This window comes from Streptomyces sp. NPDC093225 (genome assembly GCF_044753805.1).
GTDB lineage: Bacteria > Actinomycetota > Actinomycetes > Streptomycetales > Streptomycetaceae > Streptomyces.
The window spans coordinates 26,958-52,762 of sequence record NZ_JBIVNX010000010.1 but is presented as its reverse complement, the minus strand read 5'-3'; the positions used below and the strand labels follow the sequence as shown (position 1 = coordinate 52,762).

21 protein-coding genes are annotated in these 25,805 nt (G+C 74.2%); 9 read left to right on the top strand and 12 right to left on the bottom strand.

Going from position 1 to position 25,805, the window contains the following annotated elements; all coding sequences use genetic code 11:
• Positions 1 to 2 precede the first annotated feature (2 nt).
• The 3 genes from ACIQCH_RS11945 to ACIQCH_RS11935 are packed head-to-tail and all read right to left on the bottom strand — an operon-like array spanning position 3 to position 3,375.
• Positions 3 to 1,007 (bottom strand): acyl-CoA dehydrogenase family protein, encoded by a 1,005-nt coding sequence (locus ACIQCH_RS11945; RefSeq protein WP_402580638.1) that lies wholly within the window; start codon positions 1,005 to 1,007, stop codon positions 3 to 5.
• 5 nt (positions 1,008 to 1,012) lie between these two features.
• Positions 1,013 to 2,167: an acyl-CoA dehydrogenase gene (locus ACIQCH_RS11940; protein ID WP_402580521.1), complete on the bottom strand. Its 1,155-nt coding sequence runs from the start codon at positions 2,165 to 2,167 to the stop codon at positions 1,013 to 1,015.
• Positions 2,167 to 3,375, bottom strand: coding sequence for an amidohydrolase family protein (locus ACIQCH_RS11935; protein WP_402580520.1), 1,209 nt, complete (start codon positions 3,373 to 3,375; stop codon positions 2,167 to 2,169). The genes ACIQCH_RS11940 and ACIQCH_RS11935 overlap by 1 nt, the downstream gene beginning before the upstream one ends.
• A gap of 136 nt (positions 3,376 to 3,511) precedes the next feature.
• Between ACIQCH_RS11935 and ACIQCH_RS11930 the strand changes: the two genes are divergently transcribed.
• Positions 3,512 to 5,059, top strand: coding sequence for a class I adenylate-forming enzyme family protein (locus ACIQCH_RS11930; protein ID WP_402580519.1), 1,548 nt, complete (start codon positions 3,512 to 3,514; stop codon positions 5,057 to 5,059).
• Between the two features lie 295 nt (positions 5,060 to 5,354).
• Here the strand turns inward: ACIQCH_RS11930 and ACIQCH_RS11925 are convergent, their stop codons facing one another.
• Complete coding sequence (locus tag ACIQCH_RS11925; protein WP_402580518.1) at positions 5,355 to 5,873, bottom strand: EF-hand domain-containing protein; 519 nt, start codon at positions 5,871 to 5,873, stop codon at positions 5,355 to 5,357.
• Positions 5,874 to 6,127: 254 nt separating this feature from the next.
• On the opposite strand from ACIQCH_RS11925, the gene ACIQCH_RS11920 reads away from it, so the two are divergent.
• Entirely contained in the window at positions 6,128 to 6,712 is a 585-nt protein-coding gene (locus tag ACIQCH_RS11920) for a sigma-70 family RNA polymerase sigma factor (RefSeq protein ID WP_030207987.1), read from the top strand.
• 44 nt (positions 6,713 to 6,756) lie between these two features.
• On the top strand, positions 6,757 to 8,076 hold the full coding sequence (locus ACIQCH_RS11915) for a zf-HC2 domain-containing protein (RefSeq protein WP_402580637.1): 1,320 nt from the start codon (positions 6,757 to 6,759) through the stop codon (positions 8,074 to 8,076).
• 367 nt (positions 8,077 to 8,443) lie between these two features.
• Here ACIQCH_RS11915 and ACIQCH_RS11910 read toward each other — a convergent pair whose 3' ends face one another.
• On the bottom strand, positions 8,444 to 9,925 hold the full coding sequence (locus tag ACIQCH_RS11910; RefSeq protein ID WP_402580517.1) for a PLP-dependent aminotransferase family protein: 1,482 nt from the start codon (positions 9,923 to 9,925) through the stop codon (positions 8,444 to 8,446).
• Positions 9,926 to 9,972: 47 nt separating this feature from the next.
• Here ACIQCH_RS11910 and ACIQCH_RS11905 point away from each other — a divergent pair, with 47 nt between their 5' ends.
• Entirely contained in the window at positions 9,973 to 10,497 is a 525-nt protein-coding gene (locus ACIQCH_RS11905) for a carboxymuconolactone decarboxylase family protein (RefSeq protein ID WP_402580516.1), read from the top strand.
• 81 nt (positions 10,498 to 10,578) lie between these two features.
• On the opposite strand, the gene purU is transcribed toward ACIQCH_RS11905, so the two are convergent.
• Both purU and ACIQCH_RS11895 read right to left on the bottom strand, forming a co-directional pair.
• Positions 10,579 to 11,463 carry a formyltetrahydrofolate deformylase gene (gene purU / locus ACIQCH_RS11900; RefSeq protein WP_402580515.1) on the bottom strand — a complete coding sequence of 295 codons (885 nt, stop codon included), beginning with the start codon at positions 11,461 to 11,463 and terminating at the stop codon, positions 10,579 to 10,581.
• Positions 11,464 to 11,572: 109 nt separating this feature from the next.
• A complete protein-coding gene (locus ACIQCH_RS11895; protein ID WP_402580636.1) occupies positions 11,573 to 12,019 on the bottom strand; it encodes a hypothetical protein in 447 nt (148 codons plus the stop codon).
• A 179-nt stretch (positions 12,020 to 12,198) separates the two neighbouring features.
• Here ACIQCH_RS11895 and ACIQCH_RS11890 point away from each other — a divergent pair, with 179 nt between their 5' ends.
• Positions 12,199 to 13,530 (top strand): ABC transporter substrate-binding protein, encoded by a 1,332-nt coding sequence (locus ACIQCH_RS11890; protein ID WP_402580514.1) that lies wholly within the window; start codon positions 12,199 to 12,201, stop codon positions 13,528 to 13,530.
• A gap of 112 nt (positions 13,531 to 13,642) precedes the next feature.
• Here the strand turns inward: ACIQCH_RS11890 and ACIQCH_RS11885 are convergent, their stop codons facing one another.
• Positions 13,643 to 15,451, bottom strand: a complete 1,809-nt coding sequence (locus ACIQCH_RS11885) for a hypothetical protein (RefSeq protein ID WP_402580513.1) — start codon at positions 15,449 to 15,451, stop codon at positions 13,643 to 13,645.
• A 147-nt stretch (positions 15,452 to 15,598) separates the two neighbouring features.
• The gene (locus tag ACIQCH_RS11880; RefSeq protein WP_402580512.1) at positions 15,599 to 16,981 is read right to left on the bottom strand and encodes a transcriptional regulator; all 1,383 of its coding nucleotides are present in this window, start codon (positions 16,979 to 16,981) and stop codon (positions 15,599 to 15,601) included.
• Between the two features lie 272 nt (positions 16,982 to 17,253).
• On the opposite strand from ACIQCH_RS11880, the gene ACIQCH_RS11875 reads away from it, so the two are divergent.
• The 3 genes from ACIQCH_RS11875 (at position 17,254) to ACIQCH_RS11865 (ending at position 20,543) form a co-directional block, all read left to right on the top strand.
• Positions 17,254 to 17,931 (top strand): bifunctional DNA primase/polymerase, encoded by a 678-nt coding sequence (locus ACIQCH_RS11875; protein ID WP_402580511.1) that lies wholly within the window; start codon positions 17,254 to 17,256, stop codon positions 17,929 to 17,931.
• Between the two features lie 117 nt (positions 17,932 to 18,048).
• The gene (locus tag ACIQCH_RS11870; protein ID WP_402580510.1) at positions 18,049 to 18,873 is read left to right on the top strand and encodes an ABC transporter ATP-binding protein; all 825 of its coding nucleotides are present in this window, start codon (positions 18,049 to 18,051) and stop codon (positions 18,871 to 18,873) included.
• Entirely contained in the window at positions 18,870 to 20,543 is a 1,674-nt protein-coding gene (locus ACIQCH_RS11865; protein WP_402580509.1) for a transporter, read from the top strand. The genes ACIQCH_RS11870 and ACIQCH_RS11865 overlap by 4 nt, the downstream gene beginning before the upstream one ends.
• A gap of 167 nt (positions 20,544 to 20,710) precedes the next feature.
• On the opposite strand, the gene ACIQCH_RS11860 is transcribed toward ACIQCH_RS11865, so the two are convergent.
• Both ACIQCH_RS11860 and ACIQCH_RS11855 read right to left on the bottom strand, forming a co-directional pair.
• A complete protein-coding gene (locus tag ACIQCH_RS11860) occupies positions 20,711 to 21,625 on the bottom strand; it encodes an alpha/beta fold hydrolase (protein WP_402580508.1) in 915 nt (304 codons plus the stop codon).
• A 528-nt stretch (positions 21,626 to 22,153) separates the two neighbouring features.
• Positions 22,154 to 22,846, bottom strand: coding sequence for a metal-dependent transcriptional regulator (locus ACIQCH_RS11855; RefSeq protein WP_402580507.1), 693 nt, complete (start codon positions 22,844 to 22,846; stop codon positions 22,154 to 22,156).
• Positions 22,847 to 23,212: 366 nt separating this feature from the next.
• Between ACIQCH_RS11855 and ACIQCH_RS11850 the strand changes: the two genes are divergently transcribed.
• Positions 23,213 to 23,968: an SIS domain-containing protein gene (locus tag ACIQCH_RS11850; protein ID WP_402580506.1), complete on the top strand. Its 756-nt coding sequence runs from the start codon at positions 23,213 to 23,215 to the stop codon at positions 23,966 to 23,968.
• A gap of 213 nt (positions 23,969 to 24,181) precedes the next feature.
• On the opposite strand, the gene ACIQCH_RS11845 is transcribed toward ACIQCH_RS11850, so the two are convergent.
• Positions 24,182 to 25,453 carry a PAS domain-containing protein gene (locus ACIQCH_RS11845; RefSeq protein WP_402580505.1) on the bottom strand — a complete coding sequence of 424 codons (1,272 nt, stop codon included), beginning with the start codon at positions 25,451 to 25,453 and terminating at the stop codon, positions 24,182 to 24,184.
• Positions 25,454 to 25,805: the final 352 nt, after the last annotated feature.

The following is a 25,805-nucleotide window of genomic DNA, read 5'->3' as shown; positions in this document are numbered from 1 at the left end:
CGTTACGCCGACGCCGGCGAACCGGCCGCGAGCTCCGCCGCCAGCAGCTCCTCCGCCTCCCCCGCCGTCCACCACTGCCGGGCCCGCAACCAGGCCCGCTTCAGGTGCAGGTGCACATCGGCCTCCCAGGTGAAGCCCATCCCCCCGTGCACTTGGAGGCAGTCCCGCGCGTTGCGCACGGCGGCCTCGTCCGCCAGCAGCTTCGCCCCGGCCGCCTCAGCCACCGTGCCCGTCACCGCCGCCGCGTACACCGCCGCACGCGCCAGCTCGGCCCGTACCAGCATGTCCGCGCACAGGTGCTTGACCGCCTGGAAGCCGCCGACGGGCTGCCCGAACTGCTCCCGCTCGCCCGCGTACCGCACCGCCGACTCGCAGCTGCGCGCGGCGCTGCCGAGCTGGAGGGCGGCCGTGAGCAGCGCGCCCTGCGCCCGCCACCGCCCGGGCACCGCCGCGCCCCGCACCCGGTGCAGCGGGGTCAGCGGGTCCACCGCGGCCACCGGCTCCCCGCGCACGGCCCCGGCCACCCGCACCACCCCGACGCCCCCGTCGCCCCCGAGGCCCCCGACGCCGTGGTCCACATCCCCCGCCACCAGCACCGCGTCCGACTCCGCGAGGTACGGGACCAGGGCCCCGCCTCCGCCACCGCCCCCGCCACCCGGCCCCGCGACGTCCGCGGCCGTCACCACCGCCTCCCCCGTGGCGGCCCCCGGCACCAGCCCGCCCGCCGCGGCCAGTTCGGTGGCCACGAGCGGCCCCGGCAGCAGCGCGCGTCCCGCCTCCTCGAAGACCAACACCGCCTCCGGCAGCCCCAGCCCGAGCCCGCCCGCGGCCTCCGGCACCCGCAGCGCGAAGAACCCGGCCTCCCCGAGCTCCCGCCACGGCCCCTGCCGGACCCCGGCACCCCGGTCGAGGGCCGCCCGCAGCGCGTCCCGGTCGAAGCGGGCCGCGAGCAGCTCCCGCATCCCCGCGCGCAGCGCGAGCTGGTCCTCCGACAGCTGGAAGTGCACCAGGCTCACCGGCCCTTCGGGAGGCCGAGGATGCGCTCGGCGACGATGTTGCGCTGGATCTGCGAGGTGCCGGCGGCGATCGTGTACGACAGGGACGACAGCCGGTCCAGGACCCACTCCTGGTCCAGCACCAGCCCGTCCGCCCCGAGCACGTCGGCGGCCGCGTCGTACAGCTCCTGGCGGGCGTGCGAGTAGCGCAGCTTGAACACCGAGCCCCCGGTGCCCGGCACCCCGCCCGAGGCCTCGGCCTCGCTGACGTTCCACTGCGTGAGCCGCCACAGCGCGGCGAACTCCGCCGCCAGCCGCCCCAGTCGACGGCGCAGCACCGGATCGTCCCAGCTGCCGTTCTCCCGGGCCCGCCGGGCCAGTTCGTCCAGCGTCCGGCGACAGGCCACCACCTCGCCGACGAAGGCGGTGCCCCGCTCGAAGGAGAGGGTGACCATGGTGACCCGCCAGCCGTCGTTCTCGGCCCCGACCCGGTGCGAGACCGGCACCCGCACCTCGTCGAGGAACATCTCGGCGAACTCGGCGGACCCGGCCAGCGTCCGCAGCGGCCGCACCGTGACGCCGGGCGCATCCATGGGCATCGCCAGCCAGCTGATGCCCCGGTGCTTGGGGGCGTCCGGGTCGGTGCGCACCAGCAGTTCGCACCAGTCGGCCACCTCGGCGTGCGAGGTCCAGATCTTGGAGCCGGTCACGACGTAGTCGTCCCCGTCCCGCACGGCGCGCGTGCGCAGCGCGGCCAGGTCGGAGCCGGCCCCGGGCTCGCTGAAGCCCTGGCACCACACCTCCTCGCCGCGCAGCACTGGGGGCAGCCAGCGGGCCCGCTGCTCCGCGGTGCCCTCGGCGGCGATGGTGGGCCCGGCGTGCAGGAGGCCGACGAAGTTCGCGCCGACGTACGGGGCGCCGGCGCGCTCGGTCTCCTCCAGGAAGATCAGGTGCTGGGTGGGGGTGGCACCGCGCCCGCCGGCGTCCGCGGGCCAGTGCAGTCCGGCGTACCCGGCCTCGTACAGCCGCCGCTGCCAGCCGAGGTCGTACGCGCGCCGACCGGGCCAGTCGTCCGGGGACGGCCGGGGCGGCAGCTCGGGCAGGGTCTTGGCGAGCCACTCGCGCAGCCGGGCCCGGAACTCCCGCTCCTCTTCGGTGTAGGTGAGGTCCACTAGCCCACCGTGCGGCGGTCGCGGTCCAGGTCGAGCTCGAGCATGCGGATGGCGTTGCCGCGCATCAGCTTGTAGACGGTCTCCTCGTCGAGGCCCTTGACGTGGTCGAGGGCGACCTCCTTGGTGTGCGGGAAGGTCGAGTCCACGTGCGGGTAGTCGGTCTCGAAGGTGGCGTTGTCCCGCCCGACGACGTCCAGCGAGGCGACCCCGTGCTTGTCGCGGAAGAAGCAGCAGAAGATCTGCCGGTAGTAGTACGTGGACGGCGGCTCCGGGATCAGGTCGCGCACCCCGCCCCAGGCGCGGTGCTCCTCCCACACGTCGTCCGCGCGCTCGAGGGCGTACGGGATCCAGCCCATCTGGCCCTCGCTGTAGGCGAGCTTGAGCCGCGGGAACCTGACCAGCACACCGCTGAAGAGGAAGTCCATCATCGAGGCCATCGCGTTGTTGAAGCTCAGCGAGGCCTGCACGGCCGGCGGGGCGTCGGGCGAGGCCGCCGGCATCTGCGAGGACGAGCCGATGTGCATGTTGACGACCGTGCCGGTCTCCTGGCAGACGGCGAAGAACGGGTCCCAGTAGCCGGAGTGGATCGACGGCAGCCCGAGGTGGGTGGGGATCTCGGAGAAGGTCACCGCCTTGACGCCGCGGGCCGCGTTGCGCCGGATCTCGGCGACGGCCAGGTCGATGTCCCACAGCGGGATGATGCACAGCGGGATCAGCCGGCCGCCGCTGTCGCCGCACCACTCCTCGACCATCCAGTCGTTGTACGCGCGCACGCAGGCGAGGGCGACCTCCTTGTCGTGCGCCTCGGCGAAGGTCTGGCCGCAGAAGCGCGGGAAGGTCGGGAAGCACAGGGAGGCCTCGACGTGGTTGAGGTCCATGTCCTTCAGCCGCTCGGCGGGGTCCCAGCAGCCGCGCCGCATCTCCGCGCGGGTGATGCCCTCCAGGGTCATCTCGTCGCGGTCGAAGCCGACGGCGGCGATGTTGCGCTTGTACGGGAACTTGAGGTCCTCGTAGATCCACCAGTCGGTCGGAGGGCCGTCCGGATCCATGGTGATCTGGTACTTGCCGCCGACGTACGCCAGCTCGCCGATGCCCGCCGTCACGGCCCGGGGGCCGCGGTCCCGGTACCGGGCCGGCAGCCAGGTCTCGAAGAGGTGGGCGGGCTCGATCACGTGGTCGTCGACGCTGATGATCCGGGGCAGTTCCATGGGTCCCCCTCGCCGGTATCTGATGGATCGTCAGAAACAAGCTAGACCCGGGACCCCTGGACCGACAAGCGGCGGCGCCCTACGCTTCGCAGTCGATCTGACACAACGTCAGCCAAGCCTCGTGGAGGGGCCCGCCATGACGGACATCGCGACCGCGCACGCCCTCGCCCAGGCCCCCACCCTGTGGGAGCTGGTCACCCGCCGGGCCGCGCTCGGCCCCGACGCCCCGGTGCTCGTCGAGGCCGCCGCCGACCCGGCCGACGACCGCCGGCTGACCTTCGGGCAGCTGCGCGACCGCGCCGAGCGCACCGCCGCCGGCCTCCACGACGCGGGTGTGCGGCCCGGGACGGTCGTCGCCTGGCAGCTGCCGACCCGCATCGAGACGGTCGTCCTCTCGGTGGCACTGGCCCGCCTCGGCGCCGTCCAGTCCCCCGTCATCCCCTTCTACCGCGACCGCGAGGTGGGCTTCGCGCTGCGCGAGTCGGGCGCCGCCCACTTCGCCGTACCGGGCGAGTGGCGCGGGTACGACCACACCGCGATGGCCCGCCGGCTCGGCGCGCCGGGGGTGTTCGAGGCGTACGACGACCTGCCCGACGGCGACCCGGCCGTGCTGCCCCCGCCGCCCGCGTCCGGCACCGACGTCCGCTGGATCTACTGGACCTCCGGCACCACCTCCGACCCCAAGGGCGTCCTGCACACCGACCGCTCCCTGATCGCCGGCGGCTCCTGCCTCGCCCACGCCCTGCGCCTGGGCCGGGACGACGTGGGCTCGATCGCCTTCCCCTACGCGCACATAGGCGGCCCCGACTACCTCGTGATGCTGCTCCTGTACGGGTTCCCGGCCGTGCTCTTCGAGAAGTTCGCGATGCCCGACGCCCTCGACGGCTACCGGCGGCACGGCGTCACGGTCGCCGGCGGCTCCACCGCCTTCTACTCGATGTTCCTCGCCGAACAGCGCAAGCACCCGCAGCAGAAGCTCATCCCCTCGCTGCGCCTCCTGGCCGGCGGCGGCGCCCCCAAGCCCCCGGAGCTCTACCACGCGGTGGTCCGCGAACTGGGCTGCCAGCTCACCCACGGCTACGGCATGACCGAGGTCCCGATGATCACCATGGGCGCCCCCGACGACACCCCCGAGAACCTCGCCACCACCGAGGGCCGCCCCCCGTCCGGCATGGAGGTCCGCATCACCGACCCGGAGGGCAAGCCGCTCCCGACGGGCACGGAGGGCGAGGTGCGCCTGCGCGGCGAGGCCGTCTGCCAGGGCTACCTGGGCGCCGGCGAGGACCCCTTCGACGCCGACGGCTTCCTCGTCACGGGCGACCTGGGCCGCCTCACCGCCGACGGCCACCTCGTCCTCACCGGCCGCAGCAAGGACGTGATCATCCGCAAGGGCGAGAACATCTCCGCCAAGGAGGTCGAGGACCTCCTCCACGGCCTCCCGGGCGTCGGCGACGCGGCCGTCATCGGCCTCCCCGACCCCGAGCGGGGCGAGCGGGTGTGCGCGGTGGTGGAGCAGCCCGCGGGGGCCGACCCGCTCACGCTGGCGACGGTCACGGCCCACCTGCGCGCCGCCGGCCTGGCCACGCACAAGCTGCCCGAGCAACTCGAACTGGTCGAGTCCCTCCCCCGCAACGACGCCCTGCGCAAGGTCCTGAAGTACAAGCTCAGGGAGCGTTTTTCCTAGGGCTCAGAACGCCCCGGCCGGCCTCGGCCGAGCCCGCGGACCCGGTGCGGCCCGTCCCTCCACCGCACGCGGGCCACCGCATCCTCGACGGTGCCTGGTGGGTCGTGTGGTGTGTGGGGGAGGCGCTTGACGGGGGTGGCAGGCTGGTCCGGAGGCAGGCGCGGGCCGAGGGGGCCGCAGGCCATGCCGGGTCAAGCGCCGAGGGGATCCACACACCCCACGACCCACCCCACGAAGCGAGCCCGTCGAAGCCCCGCCCCGCCCCGCCCCTGCTCCGTATCGGCCCGTACGCGCCCTACGCGTCCGGCAGTTCGACGCCGCAGTAGCCCGCGAACGCGGTCAGGATCTCCGTCTCCGAGATCCGCCCGTCGCCGTCGCCGTCCAGCGCCGTCGCCACCCGCTCGGCCAGCTCCGGGGCCGTGCCCAGCACCCGCAGCACCCGGGCCGCCGCCTCCGGGCTCGCGCCGCCGCCCTCCGGGGCGGCCACCACCAGCACCGCGTGCAGGAACGGCCGGGCGATCTCGGCGAAGCGGTCGGGGCTGTCCCGCAGCCGCTTCGCGGCTCCGGTCACGAACTCCTCCCGGGTCACCCGCTGGTCGCCGTCCACGTCCGCGATCCCGGCCATGCCCTGCCAGAAGGCCTCCGCGCCCGCGAACACGGCCTGCCCCTGCTCGGAGCGCGCGGTGGTACCGAATTCGGCCAGCACGGCCTTGGCCGCCGTACTGAAGTCCTCACGGTCGATGTAGCCGTTGCCGTCCTGGTCGAACGTGGCGAATCGGGCGGCGATCTTGCGCTCGTATTCTGCGCTGTCCATAGCGGAGTTCCGCCTTCACATGTGCGGTGGGTGCGTTTCAGTCAGGACGGAGCGTACGGCCTGGGTGGCGTACGCGTTAAGCGAAGGCAGCACCCAAGTGGCCGCACCGGGCCCGCGCACGGGGAGCGCGCCGGGGCGCGCGGGCCCGTCGCTAGCACGAACAGCGCCCATACGGGGGAGGTTCGGCCAAAACAGGCGCAGAGCGGCGCGTGGCCGTTACATTCGACAGGTCGACATCAGGGCTGGGGGCCGCCATGGCGAAGGACGCACCACCGCGCTGGGACCGCAGGATGCAGCAGCGGCTGGCGCGCGGCGAAGCGGCCGCGCTCGGGGAGCTGTACGACCGGTTCGCGTCCCTGGTGCACAGCCTGGCACACCGGGTGCTCGGTGACGAGAAGGCCGCCGACCGGATCACCCGCGAGGTCTTCGGCTACATCTGGGAGAACCCCGACGCCTACGACCCCAAGCAGGGCTCGATGCGCTCCTGGATCGCCCGCATCACGCAGGGTCAGGCCGTCGCCCGGCTGCGGCAGGCCGAGACCGCCTCCCTCGCCGAGGGCGGCGGCGGCTCGCGCGAGGAACTGGAGCAGAAGCTGCGCACCGCCTCGGCGGCCGCCCGGGCCGACTACATCGTGACGTCCATGCCCGCACCGCTGCGCAAGGCCCTGGAACTGGCCTACTTCCAGCGCCGCGACTACCGGCAGGCCGCCGCCGACCTCGGCGTGACCGAGGACGAGGCGCGCCGCCGGCTGCGGCTCGGCCTGCAACTGCTGTCGACCGCCAACGCCCAGCCGCGCGACGGGTCCGCCCCGCCCTCCGGATTCGGACGCGGCCGGTGAGCGCGCAGAGCCGCCGGCGCGGCGAGGACGAGGAGCCCGGGGGCATGCCGGAGGGCACGCCCGGGGGCGTGGGCGACGCCCGCGACGGCGCGGGCCACGGCGGTACGTCCGGCACGGACGCCGGTACGGGCTCCGGCGCCGGCGGGCCGGGCGACGGGACCCGCGGCCCCGTGCACCCGCGCCGGGACGAGGGCGGCGGCGCCCCGCGCATACCGGGTCCGCGCTGGGCCGCCGACAACCTCGACGTGCTGCCCACACCCCCGCCACCGCCCACCCACGGCGTGCTCAAGTCCCTGCTGGGCGCCTGGGCCCTGGCCGCCTGCTCCGCCGAGGAGACCCAGGCCGTCGAGTCGCACCTCACCGAGTGCGCACCCTGCGCCGAGGAAGCCCTGCGGCTGCGCGACGCGGTGGCGCTGCTGCACCCCGAGGAGAGCCTCGACCTCGACCCGCTGCTGCGCTCGCGCGTCCTGGAGGGCTGCCTCGGCCGGCGCCCGGCCCGCATCCCGGTGCCGACCTGGGCCGCCCCGTACGACGCGGAGACCGCCCGGCTCGACGCCCTGCTGCGCGACTTCGGCGAGTCCGAATGGCACGCGCCGGTCCGGCTCAAGTGGTTCGAGGACGAGCGCCTGCAGTCCCGCAAGACCACCGTCGCCGGCGTGATCGGGCACCTGCTCACCGTCGACGGACTGGTCGCCACCGCGCTCGGGCTCGACGACCCGCTGGGCCCGGACGCCCCGCACGACCCCACCGAGCGGACCGAGCAGTACTGGTCCTCGAACGTCCACCCGGCCACCAGGCGGGTGCGCGCGCCCTGGCGCGAGCAGGGCCACACCCTGGTCCGCACGGTCTCCTTCGCGGGCCGGGGCGTCGCGGAACTCGAGGTCCGCTACGGCGACTTCGCCCTCCCGCTGGCCGACGCGTTCCTGGAGCGGGCCTTCGAGTGCTGGGTGCACGCCGGGGACATCGCCGAGGCGGTGGACTACCCGTACGAGCCGCCCTCCGGAGCCCACCTGCACAAGATGATCGACCTCGCGGCCCGACTGCTGCCCGCCGTCCTCGCCGAACGACGCCGGGCCGGCCTCGCGGCGCCCGCCCGCCGACTCACCGCCGCGGGCGCCCCGGGACGGACCCTGCACCTGGAGATCGAGGGCCTGGGCGGCGGCGCGTGGGAGATCGCCCTGGACTCCCCGGCCGCGGCCACCTCCGAGGACCACACGGTCGCCCGCGTGGCCCTCGACGCCAACGAGCTCTGCCAGCTCGCGGCGGGCCACATCGCCCCCGAGGAGGCCGCCTTCGGCCAGTACGGCGACCGCGAGGCCATCCGCGACGTCCTCTTCGCCACGGCCTCCCTCAGCCGCCTGTAACCCGGGGGGCTCCGCCCCGGCCCCCACGCGCGAGCGCCGGCGGAGGATCGCAGCCCCCGCAGGCCGCCCCGTGGTGTGTGGGGGAGGCGCTTGACTGCCCATGGCAGGCTGGTCCGGAGGCAGGCCCGGGCCGGAGGTGGCCGAAGGCCAGGGCGATGCCCCGAAGCCTCCGGGGTGGGCCTGCCGCAGGGCCTGCAGGCCATGGGCAGTCAAGCGCCGAGGGGACCCACACACCACGGGGCGGCCGGCAGCCCGCCCCCGGCCCCACAGACCCAAGCCGTGAAATCCCGAGGCCCCACACACCCAAGCCGTGAAGACCCGAGGCCCCACAGGCCCAAGGCCCCACAAGACCGCCCCCCCACCCCCCTCAGCCGGCCACCGAAGCCAAGGCCTCGCACAGCGCGTCGAGCGCGGCCGGGTAGGCGTGGTCCGGCGGCGTGGCGTACCCGATCACCAACCCGTCGCGCGCGACCTGCGTCGCCGCCGGGTGCCGGAAGGAGGACAGCGGCTCCACGGCGACCCCGTGCGCCCGGGCGGCGGCCACCGCGACCGCCTCCGTCCCCGCCGGCAACGTCAGCACCGCGTGCAGCCCGGCCGCCACGCCCGACACCGAGACGTGCGGGGCCCGCGCGGCCAGCACGGCCGTCAGCCGGTCCCGCCGCCCCCGGTACCGCTGCCGCATCCGCCGCACGTGCCGGTCGTACCCGCCCGAGGCGATGAACTCCGCCAGCGTCAGCTGGTCCGGCACGCTCACCCAGGCCTCGCGCTCCCCCTTCGCGTCCAGCACCGCGTCCACCAGGTCCTCCGGCAGCACGATCCACCCCAGCCGCAGCGCGGGCGACAGCGACTTGCTGACCGAGCCCATGTGCACCACCCGCTCGGGGTCCAGGCCCTGCAGGGACCCGATCGGCTGCCGGTCGTACCGGAACTCCCCGTCGTAGTCGTCCTCCAGGATCAGCCCGCCCCCGGCCCGCGCCCAGGCCACCGCCGCCGACCGCCGCTCGCGGTGCAGCGGCCCGCCGGTCGGGAACTGGTGGGCGGCCGTCAGCAGCACCTGCCGCACCCGCGGCAGCCGGGCCAGCGCCGTGGTGTCCGCGCCCCGCTCGTCGATCGGCAGCGGTACGTGCGGCACTCCCGCCCGGTCCAGCAGCTCCCGGTGGAAGGACAGCCCGTACGCCTCCACGGCGAGCGGTCCCGTCAGCACGCCGCCCCCGTACAGCAGCCGCAGCGCGTGCCCGAAGCCCGCCGAGACCACGATCCGGTCGGGGTCGGTCCGCACGCCCCGGGCCCGGCCCAGGTAGTCGGCCAGCGCCCGGCGCAGCTCGATCCGGCCGCGGGGGTCACCGGGGCCGAAGGCCTCGTTGGGGGCCTCGTTCAGAGCGCGGCGGGCGGCCGACAGCCAGCCGGCGCGCGGGAACGAACCGGCGTCGGGCTGACCCGGCACCAGGTCGTGCACGGGCCCGGCCGGGGCGGCGCCGGCCGGGCGGGGCCGCCGGACCGGGGCGGGCGGTGCGGCCCGCTCCGCGACCCGGGTGCCGGAGCCCTGCCGGGCGGTGAGCCAGCCCTCGGCGACGAGCTCGGCGTACGCGTCGGCGACGGTGTTGCGGGCCAGCCCGAGGTCCGCGGCCAGCGAACGGTACGGGGGCAGCCGGGCCCCCGAGGGCAGCCGGCCGTCGCGGACGGCGGCCCGCAGGGCCTCCGCGAGGGCTGCCCGGCGGCTGCCGCCGACGGGCAGCTCGAGGTGCAGGTCGGCGCCGGTCCGCTCGGCCGAGTCCAGCCATCCGCCACCGCCACCGACGCCGACGCCGACGCCGCCACCGACAGCAGGATTGACCTTGTTTTTCGGCATGGAAATGCACCCTACTAGCGGTCGCCCGGGCCCGTAGATTGATCTTCATGACGACGAACACGCTGCAGACGCAGACGGCGGCCACGACGACCACCACCCCCTCCCCCGAGTTCCCCGCCCAGACCCGGCTCGACCTGGCCAGGACCGCGACGAAGGTCTACCGGGCGCAGATCGCCTTCGACGCCGCGATCCGGGAGGGCCTGGAGCCCTCCCTGGTCGAGCTCGTCCAGATCCGCGCCTCGCAGCTCAACGGCTGCGCGTACTGCCTCCACATGCACACCTCGGACGCCGCGAAGGCGGGCGAGAGCCAGGAGCGGCTGCACATGGTGGGCCTGTGGCGCGAGGCGGAGCACTTCTTCACCGAGGAGGAGCGGGCCGCGCTCGCCCTGGCCGAGGCCGTCACGCTGATCGCCGACGCGGGCGTCCCGGACGCGGTCTACGCGCACGCGGTCGAGGTCCTCGGCGAGGAGAGGACCGCCAAGGTGATCGGCGCCGTGTGCTCCATCAACACCTGGAACCGGTTCGCCATCGCGACCGGGAAGGTCGCGGGCACGGACGAGCGCAAGCGGTAGCCGGACGGCGGCCCGAGCGGCCGGCCGAAGCCGGAAGGGCCCGTCCGCGCAGGTGCGGACGGGCCCTTCCGGCTCTTCGCCTCAGGCGAAGACCACCGTGCGGCTGCCGTTGAGCAGCACCCGGTGCTCGCTGTGCCACTTCACGGCGCGGGCCAGGGCCTGGCACTCGACGTCGCGGCCGATCGCCACCAGGCCGTCGGGCGTGACCTCGTGGCCGACGCGCTCGACCTCCTGCTCGATGATCGGGCCCTCGTCGAGGTCGGCCGTCACGTAGTGGGCGGTGGCGCCGATCAGCTTCACACCGCGTACGTGCGCCTGGTGGTACGGCTTGGCGCCCTTGAAGCTCGGCAGGAACGAGTGGTGGATGTTGATGATCCGGCCGCTGAGCTCCTTGCAGAGCGCGTCCGAGAGCACCTGCATGTAGCGGGCGAGGACGACGAGTTCGACGCCCTCGGCGCGGACCAGCTCCAGCAGCTGCGCCTCCGCCGCCTCCTTGGTGTCCTTGGTCACCGGGATGTGGTGGAAGGGGATGTCGTAGGAGCCGACGAGTTCGGCGAAGTCGGTGTGGTTGGAGACGACGGCGGCGATCTCCACCGGCAGGGCGCCGATCCGGGCCCGGAAGAGCAGGTCGTTCAGGCAGTGCCCGAATTTGGACACCATCAGGACGATCCGCATGCGCTCGTCGGCGCGGTGGATCTGCCAGTCCATCTGGAAGGTGTCGCCGATCGCCGCGAAGCTGGCGCGGAGCTTCTCCAGGGTCACCGGCGGCTCGGCCGAGAAGTGCACCCGCATGAAGAAGAGGCCGGTCTCGTGGTCGCCGAACTGCTGGCTGTCCTCGATGTTGCATCCGGTCATGAAGAGGTAACTCGACACGGCGTGCACGATGCCCTGCTTGTCGGGGCAGGACACGGTCAGGACGTACTGCTCGGGCCTCGCAGCCGCGGAGGCGCTCTTCGGGTCGCTCATGACGCCCAAGACTCCCACACGCGGGGCCCCCGCACCCAGCCCGGTCCGAGGGGCGGGAAAGCGGGGGCTCACATGGGGAAACAGGGGCTCAGACGGGCCGTCGGAACCGTCACGCGGCCCGCGTCATGATGCGCAGCAGCTCGAGGGAGCGCGGCGGCGCGTCCGGGTCCTCGCCGTCGGCCGTCGCCAGCCGTACGTGCGCCTCGCGGGCGGCGCGGACGGCCTCGGGCCAGCCGTGGTGCTCCAGGTACGCGGAGACCGGGGCGTCCGGGCCGACCTGGTGGAGTATGCGCAGCACGCGCAGGACCGCGACGTCGACCAGGGCGGCCTCCTGTGAGTCCCGGAAGATCGTGCCGACGTACTTCTCGGCCGACCAGCTGTCGAGCCAGGTGTCCTCCACCAGCCGGTACACGGCGTCGGTGACGTCTCCGTAGCCCTCCCGGCCGGCCAGCCAGCACTCCTCCTGGAAGGAGGGGTCGGAAAGCATGTGGAGCGCCGAGCGCACGTTGCTGCGCCAGCGCCACCAGGGCATGTCGTTGAGCGGCATGCCGCCCATGGTGGAGGAGCGGCGGCCGCGACGGGAAGGGTTATTCGAACCTGGGACGGATGTCACGGTTGTCGATCGTACGTGCCCCAATCGGGCGATCTTGACGCCCCCGTAGTTCATCTCCATGTCACCGTGCGTTGACTGGACATCACTCCGTCGTTACCCATGAGGCGGAATTGTGCATGCCCATGACTGGTAGGAGACGCACGAACCCTTTCCGCTTGTCCACCTTCGCGGCGCGCACCGCACTGTGCACGGCGGTCTGTGCGTCCCTCGTCACCGGATGCGGGGCGCTCCCCGGAAGTTCGGGGGGATCCGGGGAGCCCCTCACCGTCATGACCTGGGCGCCCGACCAGACCAAGGCCACCAACATGCCCGGCATGCCCGCGCTGGCCCGCGCCTACGGGCGCTGGGTGAACGCCAACGGCGGCATCAACGGCCGCAAGCTCAACGTCATCACCTGCAACGAGCACAACACCCCTGAGGGCGCCGCCGACTGCGCCCGGCAGGCGGTCAAGGCCGGCGCGGTCGCGGTCGTCGGCTCCTACAGCCAGCACGGCCGCGCCTTCATGGCCCCGCTCGAAGCCGCCGGCATCCCGTTCGTCGGCGGCTACGGCGTCTCCGACGAGGAGTTCCAGAGCACCCTGTCGTACCCGGTCAACGGCGGCCAGCCCGTGCTCCTCGCGGGCGCCGGCCGGCAGCTGGCCAACCAGTGCGAGAAGGTCGCGCTGGTCCGCCCCGACACCCTGGCCGGCGACACCATGCCCATCCTGCTCAACGCAGGGCTGCGCTCCGGCAGCGCCGAGGAGGCCGGGGACGTACGGGCCGCCGAGGACGCCACCGACTACAGCCGCCCGGCCCTCCAGGCGCTCGACGAGGCCGGCGCCGACCCGGAGCTGCCGGCCCGGCTCGGCCGGTCCGCGGCCCGGGCCAAGGCCTCGAAGGGGTGCGTGACGGCGGTGCTCGGCGAGCGCACCGAGACGTTCTTCGACTCCTTCCGGCGCGTGGAGAACCAGGACCTGAAGGTGAAGGTCGCGTCCGTGCTCGGCAGCGTCAGCCAGGGCCTGATCGACCGCACCGGCGGCAAGGAGGGCCCCTTCGAGGGCGCGTACGTCACCGGCTGGTACCCGGTGGCCACCGACGGCAAGTGGGCGCCCATGCAGAAGGTGATCAACGAGCACGCCTTCGGCGACAACCGGATCGACCCGGCCGACATCGGCGTGCAGACGACCTGGATCGCCTACACCGTCTTCTCCGAGGTCGTCCGGAGCATCGGCGACGAGGAGGTCACCGGCCGCCGGGTCGCGCTGGCCCTGGACCGGTCCAACGGGGTGCGCACCGGCGGCCTCACCCCCGAACTGCGCTGGCGCTACCAGGACATGCGCGCGGTCGGCGGCTTCCCGCGGATCGTCAACGGCCGCGTGACCTTCCAGCGGGTCACCGGCGGCCGGCTGGTGGCCCAGGGCGAGGGCGCGATGGACATGACGGCGACGCTGGAGAAGGCCCCCGCGGCCGGCTGAGCGACGGCCCCGGGACCACCGTCGCCGGACGGCCGGGCGACGGCCCCGGGACCACCGTCGCCGGACGGCCGGGCGACGGCCCCGGGGGCGACGGCCCCGGGGCCGCCTCCCCTCAGAGCTTCGTGCGGTCGCGCTTGGTCAGGTCGTACTTGGCCGCGATGCGGTTCCACAGCACGGCGGCCTGCTCCTTGTACGCGCTCGCCTGGCCGCTGGCCTTGTTCCCGTCACGGGCGTTGCTGGTGGTCCGGGCGTGGCCGCCCTTGCAGTACTTCTTGCTGCCGTCGACCTGGTCGGCCCACTCCGCGTAGTTCTTGTCGGCGGAGGCCGAGTACTTCCACGCCTTGGTCAGCGCGGACGCCAGCTTGTCGTGGTCCGGGAGCTGGTCGACCTTGAGCTCCTCCAGGCGGGTGATCAGCTCCTCGCGCTGACGGGCCGCGTCGCGCAGGTCGGAGCCGGCCTGGTCCAGGTCGTCGCACTTCTTGATGTTGTCGACGGCGGCGATCACCTGGTCGCGGCTGCCGCCGCTGTCCCCCAGCAGCTTGTCCAGCTGGACCGCCTGCGCCCGGGCCGGGTCGACCGGCTGCTCGCCGGTGTCCGCGCTGGCGGACGGCTTCGCGGTGTCCGACATGGTGCTGGTCGGGTCGTTGGCCTTGGAGTTGCCGCCGTTGCCCATCATCGCGCCGACGCCGAGGCCCACCACGGCGAGGCCGAGGACGCCGGCCGCGATCAGTCCGACCGGGGCGCGGCGGCCCTCGGGCTCGTCGCCGTAGTACGGCTCCTGCGGCGGGGGCGCCTGGTGGTACCCGGGCTGCGGCGGCCGGCCCTGCTGCGGGTGCGGACGGGGCGCGGGCGGGCCCGGGGCGACGGGCTCGTCGATCTTGGGGAGCTGCTGGGTGGAACCGGGGGCGTCGCTCGGGTAGCCGTAGCCGCCGGTGGCCCCGCCGGGGCCGCCCGAGGTGCGGAACAGCCCGTCGAACTCGGCGGGCGGACCGCCCGGGGCACCGGGGGCACCCGGGGCGCCGACCGGGCCGCCGGGCACGGGCGCCATGTACTGGGTGGCCGCCTCGGCGAGGTCGGGGGTGGCCGGCACGGGCGGGATGTACTGCGTGGCCGCCGCGTCGGAACCGCCCGGGACCGGCGGGATGTACTGCGTCGCCGCCGCGTCGGAACCGCCCGGCACGGGCGGGATGTACTGCGTCGCCGCCGCGTCCGCACCACCCGGAACCGGCGGGATGTACTGCGTCGCCGCCGCGTCCGCACCACCCGGAACCGGCGGGATGTACTGCGTCGCCGCCGCGTCCGCACCACCCGGAACCGCGCCCGGGCCCGGCATGCCCTGGTCGACGGGCGGGATGAGGGCGGTGGCGTCCGCGTCGGAGCCCATGCGCTGGGCGTGCGGGTCGGCGAAGGGGTCCGCGAACGGGGCGCCGTAGGACTGGCCCCCGTACGACGGGTCGGGGACGGGCGGCTGCGGCTGGCCCGGCGCGCCGTAGCCGGACGCCTGCTGGGCGCCGTACGCGTCGTAGCCCTCGTAGCCGGTCTGCTCGTACCCCGTCTGCTCGTAACCGGTCTGCTCGTACCCCGTCTGCTCGGGATAGGGCTGCGGGTAGCCGTACGCCGCGGGCTGGTGCGGCTGCTGCGGGAGCGGCGGCATCGGCGGGACCTGCCCGCCGAACCCGTCCCCCTGCCCGGCGAAGCCGTCGGCCTGCGGGGCGAAGCCGTCCGGCGCCGCGCCCGGCTGGGGACCGCCCTGGGGGCCCCACTGGCCGCCCCACGGGGTACCGCCGACCGGCGCGCTCTCGCGCTCCTCGGGGGCGCCCGGGAGCCACGGTCCGGACCCGTCGGCGGGCAGCACGATGCCCTCGTAGGCGGGCCGCGCGGACTGCTGCTGCGGCTCGCCCCCCTGTCCGCTCTGCGTCACCGGGACTCCCTCTCGACCTACGGAATCGTCGGTTTACGCTACCGGGTCGGCTCCGCGGCCTGCCACGCGCCCATGATCGAACTCAAGGCGACACGCGGCAGGACCTGCGGTGAACTGAGATCCCGTCACGGCGGACCGGGAAGGCCCTCAGGCCGCCTGGAGTTCCAGCCGGGCGGTGAACTCCCGGACGGCCGCCTCCTCCCGGTACGGCTCCAGCCTGCGCCGGAAGTCCTCCAGGTACTCCGCGCCGCGGTTGCTGCGCAGGGTGGCGAGCAGCTCCACGGCCTGCCCGCCGGTGGCGCAGGCCTGCTCCACCTCCCGGGCCTGGACCTGCGCCGTGGCCAGCAGCAACAGCCCGATGGCCCGTCTGCGGGCCTTGGACTCGGGCAGGGTCCGCAGGACTTCCTCCGCCCGCCGGCCGGCGGCCTCGGGCTGGCCCAGGTCACGGTGGCAGTGGGCCAGCTCGTCGGCGAGGTAGGCATGGTCGAAATGCCGGATCCACACCGGATCGTCCCCCGACTCGGGTTCGGCCCGGTCCAGCGCCGAGATCGCACGGGTGGCCAGCACCTGGGTGGCCCGGGAGTCCCCGAGCAGCGCGTGCCCGCGCGCCTCGGCCGCGAAGAACATGGCCTGCACCCGCGGGGTGACCTGCCCGCGGGTGCCCTCCTGCGCGGCCCGGGCCAGCTGGGCGATCTCGCGCGGGTTGCCGAGCTCGGCCGCCAGGTGGCTCATGGACGCGGCCAGCACGTAGCCGCCGTAGGCCCGGTCGCCGGCCGCCTGGGCCAGCCGCAGGGCCTGGATGTAGTACCGCTGGGCGAGGCCGGGCTGGCCGGTGTCCACCGCCATGTAGCCGGCCAGCTCGGTGAGCCGGGCCACGGCCGCGAACAGGGAGCGCCCCACGGGCTCCCGGTACGAACCGCCGAGCAGCCCGGACACCACGCTGTTGAGGTAGTGCACCACCACCGGCCGCACGTGCCCGCTGCCGAAGCGGTGGTCGAGCTCGACGAGGGCGTCCGTGGTGGCCCGTACGGCCTCGACGTCGGAGGTGCCGACCCGGGCGCCCGCGGTCCGGGCCACCTGGGCGTCGGCCTGGGTGATCAGCCAGTCGCGGCTGGGCTCGACCAGGGCGGAGGCGGCCACCGTGGAGCCGGCGAGGAAGTCGCGGCGGCCCACGTCGCTGCGCCACAGCTCGCAGACCTGCTCGATGGCGCCGAGGACGGTGGGCGAGAACTGCAGGCCCACGCCGGAGGCGAGGTTCTTGCCGTTGGCCATGCCGATCTCGTCGATGGTGACGGTGCGGCCGAGTTTGCGCCCGAGGGCCTCGGCGATGATCCCCGGGGCTCGGCCACGGGGCTGCTGGCCGCGCAGCCAGCGGGCGACGGACGTCTTGTCGTACCGGAGATCCAGTCCGTGTTCGGCGCCGGTCATGTTGACGCGGCGGGCCAGTCCGGCATTGGAGCACCCGGCTTCCTGGATGAGCGCCTGGAGCCGTTCATTCGGCTGACGGGCGACGAGAGGCCTGGCTGCCATGGAAGAAACCCCCTGTGGCCGCGGGTGATCGTGCGTACGATCACTTCCCGGCTGATTGGCGGAGAATGCGGAACTTGCCCGGAACGTGGTGCTCTTGCTCTCACTCGCCTGGGATTGTCGCGCTTTCACGACACTCGCTACCCCGCCCCCGCGTCCCCGTCCCCTACGCGCCCCCGCCCATGCATCCATGCGCCCCGCGTGCAGGATCGATGCTCCGCCCGCCCTTGGGTTTACCCCCGTAACCCCAGGTCCTACCGGGAGTTGTGAAGGGCGTGGAAGAGACCAAGGGAGTCACGGAAGCCGCGCCCATCCCCAAGCAGCGCGGCGAGCAGCTGGTGGATCACGCCGTGCGGTACGCGGAGGAACGGCACTGGGACGTGTTCCCGGGCACCTGGCTGGAGGCCGAGGACGGCCGTGAGCTGTGCTCCTGCGGGAACACGGAGTGCCCCGCCCCCGGGGCGCACCCGGTGATGCAGGGCTGGGCGGCCTCGGCCACCGGCTCCGCGATGCAGGTGCGGCGGATGTGGCAGAAGCAGCCCAAGGCCGGGATCCTGCTGCCGACCGGGCGGACCTTCGACGCGATCGACGTGCCGGAGGCGGCCGGCTTCCTCGCCCTGGCCCGCATGGAGCGGATGGAACTCACCCTGGGACCGGTCACGCTGACCCCGAACCGCCGGATGCTGTTCTTCGTGCTGCCGGGGGCCACCGCCAAGGTGCCGGACCTGGTGCGCAAGCTCGGCTGGTCGCCGGCGTCGATCGACCTCGTCGCCCGGGGCGAGGGGGAGTACGCGGCGGCCCCGCCGACCCGGTTCGGCGGGCGCGGCGCGGTCCAGTGGGCGCGGCGGCCCACGCCGGCGAACCGGTGGCTGCCGGACGCGGAGGAGCTCATCAACCCGCTGGCGTACGCGTGCGGGCGGGAGGCGGCGTCGGCCCGGGACCGGCGCGACTGACCCCGGTACCCGACGCGGCCGACGCGGCCGACGACATTTGTCACTACTGCGCCGCGCGCGGTGCCTCGTATGGTGAACCGACCACACGGGGTGACACGCACGAGAGGTAGGCGCACGGTGCCTGACCAGGTGTTTACGGCCGAGGCGGGCGGGGCGCGACCGGCGCCGCCCGCGGCCGTACGGATAACGGGACTCTGGAAGCGGTTCGGCGAGCAGATCGCCGTGGCCGGTATCGACCTGGAGCTGCCCGCGGGCAAGTTCATCGGCCTGGTCGGCCCGAACGGGGCGGGCAAAACCACCACGCTGTCCATGGTCACGGGCCTGCTGCGGCCGGACCAGGGCCGGGTGGAGATCTCCGGGTACGACGTCTGGGCCGACCCGGTCCAGGTCAAGTCCCGGATCGGCGTGCTGCCCGAGGGCCTGCGCCTGTTCGAGCGCCTCTCCGGCCGCGAACTGCTCGGCTACATGGGCCGGTTGCGCGGACTGCCGGGCGCCGAGGTGGACAAGCGGGCCACCCAGCTGCTGGACGTGCTGGACCTGTCGGGCTCGCAGCACAAGCTCGTCATCGACTACTCGACCGGCATGCGGAAGAAGATCGGGCTGGCGGCCGCCCTGCTGCACAACCCCGAAGTCCTGTTCCTGGACGAGCCGTTCGAGGGCGTCGACCCGGTGTCGGCGCAGACCATCCGCGGGGTGCTCGAGCGCTACACCGCCTCCGGCGCCACGGTCGTCTTCTCCAGCCACGTGATGGAGCTGGTGGAGTCGCTGTGCGACTGGGTCGCCGTGATGGCCGCCGGGCGGATCCGCGCGGCCGGCCCGCTGGCGGACGTCCGCGGCGGGGCCTCCTCGCTGCAGAACGCCTTCCTCGAGCTGGTCGGCGCCCAGGGCAAGGACGCGGGCGAGTCCCTCGACTGGCTCGGCGGAGGGGCGGCGGGCCGGTGAGCACCGTCGGATCCGCCACCGCGGACGCGGGCACGGGGCCCGGCACGGGCGGGGCCGGCGGCTCCGCGGACTCCCTCGTCCCGGTCTTCGTCCGGCTGAAGCTCGCGCTGCTGCGCAACGGGCTGCGCCAGAGCTCCAAGCGCAAGGCCGCGTACGTCACCTCGCTCGTCCTCACGGCCGTCATCGCGGTGTTCATGACGCTGCTGCTGGTCCTGCTGCGCGGGCACCCGGACGCCGCGCCGACGGTGGTCGTGCTGCTCGGCGCGGTCACGGCGCTGGGCTGGGCCGTGATGCCGCTGTTCTTCTCGAGCGGCGACGAGACCCTCGACCCGACCCGGCTGGTGATGCTGCCGCTGCGGCCGCGGCCGCTGGTCGGGGCGCTGCTGGTGGCGTCGCTGGTGGGCATCGGGCCGTTCTTCACCCTGTGCATCGCGGTCGGTTCGGTGGTGGCGGTGGCGCACGGCGCGGCCGGCGTCGCCGTCGGCGTGCTCGCGGTCCCGCTGCTGCTGCTCGGGTGCGTGGCGCTGGCGCGGGCCGTGGCCACCGCCAACGTCCGGCTGCTGACCAGCCGCAAGGGCCGTGACCTGGCCCTGCTGAGCGGTCTGCTGATCGCGCTGGGCGCCCAGGTGGTCAACTTCGGCAGCCAGCGGCTGTTCAAGCAGGGCGGTCTCGACACGCTGCTCCCGGTGGCCGACGTGCTGCGGTGGCTGCCGCCCGGGTCGGCGGTCGGGGCGGTCGACTCCGCGAGCAAGGGCTCTTACGGGGCCGCGGCCGTGCAGCTGCTGGCGAGCGCGGCGGCGGTGGCGCTGCTGCTGTGGGCCTGGCAGCGGTCGCTGACCAAGCTCATGGTGACGCCGGACGGTTCGACGGTCGCGGCCGCCGACTCGGGCGGCGCCGCGCGGGGCGCGGACGGCGGCGAGCACGGGCTGTGGCGCGTACTGCCGAGCGGCCGGTCGGGCGCGGTCATGCAGCGCACGCTGCGCTACGTCATGCGCGACCCGAAGACGAAGGCCGCGTGGGTGACGGCGCTGGCGATCGGGCTGATCGTGCCGGTGTTCAACGCCCTGCAGGGCACCGGGTCGATCTACCTGGCCTGCTTCGGCACCTGGATGCTGGGCGTGCAGATGTACAACCAGTTCGGACAGGACACCTCCGCCTTCTGGATGGTCGCGCAGACCATCGCGACGCCGCGGCAGGCGTACGAGGAGCTGCGCGCCCGGGCCTGGGCGCTGCTGCTGGTGACCGCGCCGTACACGGCGCTGGTGACGGTCGTGACGGCCGCCCTGGTCCACGACTGGGGCAGGCTGCCCGAGGTGCTCGGCCTGGCCTGGGCCCTGCTCGGGGCGATGCTCGCCACGGGTGCGATCTGCTCGGCGAAGTTCCCGTACTCGATCCCGCAGGACGGGGCCTTCAAGAACGCGGCGCCCGGGCAGGGCGGGCTGGCGTGGCTCAGCGTCTTCGGGGGCGTGATCCTCTCGCTGGTGATGTGCGTGCCGCTGATCGTGGCGACGGTCTGGCTGCACGTCGCGGGGGCCGGCGGCCTGCTGTGGCTGCTGCTGCCGGCCGGTACGGCGTACGGCGCGCTGGTGTGCTGGGCCGGCCTGCGCTTCGCGGCACCGCGGACCGCCGCCCGTCTCCCGGAGATCATCACGGCCGTCAGCAAGGGCTGACGTTTCCCTCCGGTACGAGCGGCCGCGCGCCGCTTCCCCCCGCCCCGCCCCGCCCCCGCGAGACGCGTTCTCGTGGGGGCGGGGCGTTTGCGGCGGTCTCGCGTGGACGGGCGGACACCCGGGCCACGGGCGGGGCCGGTGCGCGGCGGGCGGCCGGAGGTGGCGGCCTACTCCCGGACCGGGGTCGGGAGGGAGGCGAGGAAGGGTTCGACGGCCGCGCGCCAGGCGGTCGGCTGGTCCCAGTGGACCAGGTGGCCGGCGTCGGGGATCTCCGCGTACGCACCCAGCGGGAGGACGCGGACCATCTCCTGGGCCTCGGCGCGGCCGAGTTCGCCGTCGAGGCCGCGGACGACGAGGGTGGGGCAGCGGACCTGGCCCAGCTCCTCCCAGTGGGCGTCGTACACCCACGTCTCGCGCGCCATGAGCATCTGTCGCCGCGAGAAGACCGGCCGCCAGCCGTCGGCCGCCTCCGCCATCACCTCGGCGAAGAACTCGCCGCGCGCGGGGCTGGGCCGCTCGACCCAGGGGTCGTCCTCACCGAACCAGCGGCGCACGTCCCCGAGCGTCGCGAACGGCAGCGGCCAGCTGCGGAACCAGTCCTCCCACTCCCGCTGGGAGGCCGCCCCGAGGGCGGTGGCGCGCATGTCGCAGATGACCAGGGCCTGGACGAGGTCCGGGCGGCGGGCGGCCAGTTGCCAGGCGGTGAGGGCGCCCATCGAGTGCCCGATGAGGACCACCGGCCCGATCCCGAGCCGTTCGATGACGGCCTCGGCGTCGCGCACGAAGGCGTCGCGGGTGTACGGGCCGTCCGCCGGGGCGTCGCTCTGCCCGTGCCCGCGCTGGTCCAGGGCCACGGCGCGGCGCCGCTCGGCCAGCCAGCGGGCGGTGCCGGCCCAGTGCGACGCGCGGCCCATCAGCCCGTGGAGTAACAGGACCGGGCGTTCGGCCGGTTCGGCGCCCGCGTCCGCGCCCCCGGCCAGGGCCATGTCCGAGTCCGGGTCGGTGCCCTTGGGCGGGTCCGTGAACTCCCAGGCCGCGAGCCGCACGCCGTCGGCTCCCGTCACATCGAAGCGTCGTACCACTCGATGCACCCCCTTCGATCCCGGCCAGACTATCGAACCTGCATTCGAACAACGGCCGTCTCCCCGGCAAGACCCCACTTTCGAGTGACCTTGCTCAAGGATTGGCGGCCGCTGCCGAGGGGAGGATCTTCATCGGGAGGCGGGCCGCTCGGGGAAGACGGTCCGAGGGGATTGACCCTGAGAGCTCGGGGCTCCGGGTCAGCAAAGGGGAGGACCGGTCCCGGTGCCGCGAGGCACCGGGACCGACCCATGTCGGGACGACCCGCACGGAGCCGGCGCCGGGTCCGACCCGCGCGGGGCCGACCGGACCGGGCCCGCCGGCGCGGGCGCCGGGGCGCGCGTCATCCGCGCCGGAGCGTGCCGGGCCGGGCACATGACATCGCCCCCTCCCGCAGTTGCCTGGGGCAAGCCTGACACGCACATCGCGCGGTCGCTCCCCTTCCGACGGATTAGCCGGAATTCGACGGGAGGGATGTGACGGGCGAGGCCGAAGGGGCGGAACGAAGCGCCCGGGGGTGACCCTGACCGTCAGCGCTTGGCCACGAAGACGTGGCTCGCGATGTCCGCGTCGAGCTCCGCCGCCTCGCCGCCGCTGCCGACCAGGACGCCGCCGGGCGACTCCGTCACGCTGACGACCGCGCCGGGCTGCACGCCCGCGCGCCGCAGGGTGTACATGAGCTGCGCGTCGGTCTGGATCGGCTCGCCGATGCGCCGGATCACCACGGTCTTGCCGTCGTGGCCCGGGTCGAGCTCGGAGAGGCTGACCATGCCCTCGTCGATGAACGGGTCGGCCTCGGCCTTCTCGCCGAGCTCCTCCAGACCCGGGATCGGGTTGCCGTACGGCGACTCGGTCGGGTGGCGCAGGAGCTCGAGCACGCGCCGCTCGACGGCCTCGCTCATCACGTGCTCCCAGCGGCAGGCCTCGGCGTGGACCTGCTCCCACTCCAGACCGATCACGTCCACGAGCAGGCACTCGGCGAGCCGGTGCTTGCGCATGACGCGGGTCGCCAGCCGACGGCCCTCCTCGGTCAGCTCCAGGTGGCGGTCGCTGGCGACGGCCACGAGCCCGTCGCGCTCCATGCGGGCGACCGTCTGGCTCACCGTGGGACCGCTCTGGTCCAGCCGTTCGGCGATACGGGCGCGCATGGGGACCACACCTTCCTCTTCCAGCTCGAGAATGGTGCGGAGGTACATCTCCGTAGTATCGATCAGTCCGGACATCGTGCCCCTCATCATCGTGCGCTGGCCCTGTCACCAATTCTGACGCATCACGCCGACAACCGTCCCGAGCCGAGGCGGACCAAGGCGGACCTCGGGCGTGGGCGGGTTCCCGCACGATTGACGCACGCCCGGCGCCCCGCGCGCTGGAACGTCCATGTTTCGGTCGTCGGAGCGGTTCCCGGCTGGTACGCGGGCCACCCGTACGAGGTCGGCGGGGCGGCCGGCACGCGGCCGCGGGGGCGTGCGACGACCCGGCGCGTGCGTATTGACAGCCCTATGGTCCAGACCGCACGGTGAGCGGCGGACACGGACGACCACCCGACTTCTCCCTGGCTTCTCCCCGACTTCTGGAAGGTCCCTCCGCGCATGAGCGAGAGCAAGCTGGCCGGTCAGTTCTTCGACGCCGCGATCGGCCTCCTCCAGCGGGTCCGCGACGAGGAGGCCGGGAGCATCGCCGCGGCCGGCGCCCTCGTCGCGGACGCCGTGGCGGCCGGCAACCGGCTGTTCGCCTTCGGCGCCGGACACTCCTCGCTCCCCGCGCAGGACGTGGTCTACCGGGCCGGCGGCCTGGCCCTGATGAACTTCCTCGCCGTGCCCGGCACCGCCGGCGTCGACGTCATGCCGGCCACCCTCGGCAGCGCCCTGGAGCGAGTCGGCGGCCTGGCCGGGGCGGTCCTGGACAGCAGCCCGGCCACCACGGGCGACGTGCTGGTGATCATCTCCCTCTCGGGGCGCAACGCGCTCCCGGTGGAGATGGCCCTCAAGGCCCGGGAGCTGGGCATGAAGGTCGTCGGCGTGACCTCGGTGGCGTACGCGACCGAGACGACGTCGCTGCACGCGTCCGGGACCTTCCTGAAGGACCACTGCGACGTGGTCCTCGACAGCAAGATCGCGGTCGGGGACGCAGAGCTGGGCCTGGACGGCATCGACGCGCCGTTCGCCCCCGCCTCGACCGTGGTCACCAGCGCCGTCATGCAGGCGGTGATGGCCACCGCCGCCGGGGAGCTGGCGGCCCGCGGCATCGAGCCGCCGCTGCTGCGCTCGGGCAACGTGGACGGCGGGCACGAGTGGAACGCGCGCGTGCTGCGCGAGTACGGCGACCGGATCTTCTTCCGGCACTAGTAAGTCGAGGGCCATCACGCCGAAGCCCGGATGGCCCGCGCGGCGAGGCCGGCCCGCCGTAGCGGCCGGATCACCTTGCGGTCACGCTCCGGCTTGTTAGAGCGGTGCCGAAACACCCATCGGCACCGCTCTAACAAGGGGGTGTGCGCCTCCGACAGGAGGTGCGCGCGTCGGGCACAGGGGGTACGCGCCGAGGGGCCCGCGAGCCCCGCGCTACTCCGCCGCGACACCCGCCAGGGAGAGGTCGGCGGCGACGCGGGCCGCGACCTCCTCGGCGTAGACGGCGTCGGGGCGCTCGAAGGCCGGGCGCGACTGGGTGCGCAGGAAGGTGAGCACGCCCAGGGTGCGGCCCCGGCTGCGCAGCACGGTGCACAGGCCGTGCGCCACCCCGTCCGGCCAGCCCGCCGGCAGTTCGGCGGGGGCGCTCAGGCGTACCGAACCGACCCGCTCCAGCGCCTGGAGCGCCGGGTGCCCGGTCGGGTACCGGGCCGGGAGCCCGCCGGTCGGGGAGAGCGCGGGCGGCGAGACCACCGAGCGGATCAGCCGGTCCCCCACGGCGACGTCGACCAGGGCGTGGTCGGCGTACCCGGCGAGGGCGAAGTCCAGCCGGACCGCCACCGCCTCGGCCGGGTCCTCGCACTCGGCCGCGGCGCGGGCGGCCCGGTGCAGCTGGTTGGTGCGGAAGCGCAGCTGGGCGGTGTCCAGCTCGGCCTGCCGGGCCTCGGTGATGTCCTGGAACAGCCAGGCCACCCCGAGCGGTACGGGCTCCTCCCCCAGCGGCGAGGCCAGCCGCAGGAACCCGGAGCGCCAGCACCGCCGCCGCACCCCCTCGGGCGTGCGGACGGAGACCCACAGCTCGACCGGCGCGGGCGGCGCGCCCTCGGCGAGCACGTGCTGGAGGGCGCCCTCCAGCTCCTCGACCCCCTGGGTGATCAGCTCGCCCAGCGGGCGGCCGAGCAGCACGGTCCGGCCGGCCCCGAAGGCGTGGGCCGCGTGCGCGTTGACCACGGCCGGCCGCAGGTCCACGTCGACCAGCACCACGCCCCACGAGGCGTCGTCGAGCAGCGCCTCGCTGAGGGCGATCGAACGCTCCAGGTCGATCTGGGTGTGGACCTCGCTGAAGGCGCAGTACACGCCGGCGGGCCTGCCGTCGGCGCCGGGGACCCGGGCCGACTGGGTCCGGACGAGCACCCGCCCGCCGTCCTTGGTCAGCAGGGCGAACTCGTGGACGAGCCGGCCGGCCGCGTCCTGCGCGGCCATGAGGCGGCGCTGGACGTCCTCGGCGTCCGCGGGGCGGGCGGCCCAGCCCGCGAACCCGCGCCGGCCGACCGCCTCGGCGGCGGACCAGCCGAGTATCCGCTCGGCCTCGCGGTTCCAGTGGGTGACCACGCCGTCCGCGTCGAACGCGCACAGTGCGGCATCCATGCCGTCCAGTAGCGCGGCGAGCAGGTCGTCGGCGGTCTCACTGCGTCCGGAAGCACTCACCTGGCACCCCCTGCAGGTGTTCGCATGTGCGGCACGTCAGATCATTCAACTGCAACGTGACGCAGCACACACGGGGTTCCGGGAAAGAGGCCGGGCCTATTAATCGGTTGCGGCCCGCCGGGGAGGCTCCTAGCGTGTGGGGCACACGAGAAGGGAGGTGGTTCCGGAAATGTACGACAACCGGACGCGTGAGGTGACTGCGGGCTAGCGCCCGTCGTCGCAACGCACCCAGTGTGGTTGCCGGCGCCTGACGCCGGCCAAACCCAAGCAGTCACCCGACCCGCGGTCTCGCCGGCACGTCCGGCCGGCTTCTCTTACCTGCAGGAGAGAACCCGAGGCCGCGGGTCGTCTG

What these genes read in the sequence shown, in the direction of transcription:
- ACIQCH_RS11935 (WP_402580520.1), bottom strand. Translation starts at nt 3,375, where the DNA reads ATGGAACTGCCCCGGATCATCAGCGTCGACGACCACGTGATCGAGCCC.
- ACIQCH_RS11930 (WP_402580519.1), top strand. Translation starts at nt 3,512, where the DNA reads ATGACGGACATCGCGACCGCGCACGCCCTCGCCCAGGCCCCCACCCTG.
- ACIQCH_RS11925 (WP_402580518.1), bottom strand. Translation starts at nt 5,873, where the DNA reads ATGGACAGCGCAGAATACGAGCGCAAGATCGCCGCCCGATTCGCCACG.
- ACIQCH_RS11920 (WP_030207987.1), top strand. Translation starts at nt 6,128, where the DNA reads ATGGCGAAGGACGCACCACCGCGCTGGGACCGCAGGATGCAGCAGCGG.
- ACIQCH_RS11915 (WP_402580637.1), top strand. Translation starts at nt 6,757, where the DNA reads ATGCCGGAGGGCACGCCCGGGGGCGTGGGCGACGCCCGCGACGGCGCG.
- ACIQCH_RS11910 (WP_402580517.1), bottom strand. Translation starts at nt 9,925, where the DNA reads ATGCCGAAAAACAAGGTCAATCCTGCTGTCGGTGGCGGCGTCGGCGTC.
- ACIQCH_RS11905 (WP_402580516.1), top strand. Translation starts at nt 9,973, where the DNA reads ATGACGACGAACACGCTGCAGACGCAGACGGCGGCCACGACGACCACC.
- purU (WP_402580515.1), bottom strand. Translation starts at nt 11,463, where the DNA reads ATGAGCGACCCGAAGAGCGCCTCCGCGGCTGCGAGGCCCGAGCAGTAC.
- ACIQCH_RS11895 (WP_402580636.1), bottom strand. Translation starts at nt 12,019, where the DNA reads ATGGGCGGCATGCCGCTCAACGACATGCCCTGGTGGCGCTGGCGCAGC.
- ACIQCH_RS11890 (WP_402580514.1), top strand. Translation starts at nt 12,199, where the DNA reads ATGACTGGTAGGAGACGCACGAACCCTTTCCGCTTGTCCACCTTCGCG.
- ACIQCH_RS11880 (WP_402580512.1), bottom strand. Translation starts at nt 16,981, where the DNA reads ATGGCAGCCAGGCCTCTCGTCGCCCGTCAGCCGAATGAACGGCTCCAG.
- ACIQCH_RS11855 (WP_402580507.1), bottom strand. Translation starts at nt 22,846, where the DNA reads ATGTCCGGACTGATCGATACTACGGAGATGTACCTCCGCACCATTCTC.
- ACIQCH_RS11850 (WP_402580506.1), top strand. Translation starts at nt 23,213, where the DNA reads ATGAGCGAGAGCAAGCTGGCCGGTCAGTTCTTCGACGCCGCGATCGGC.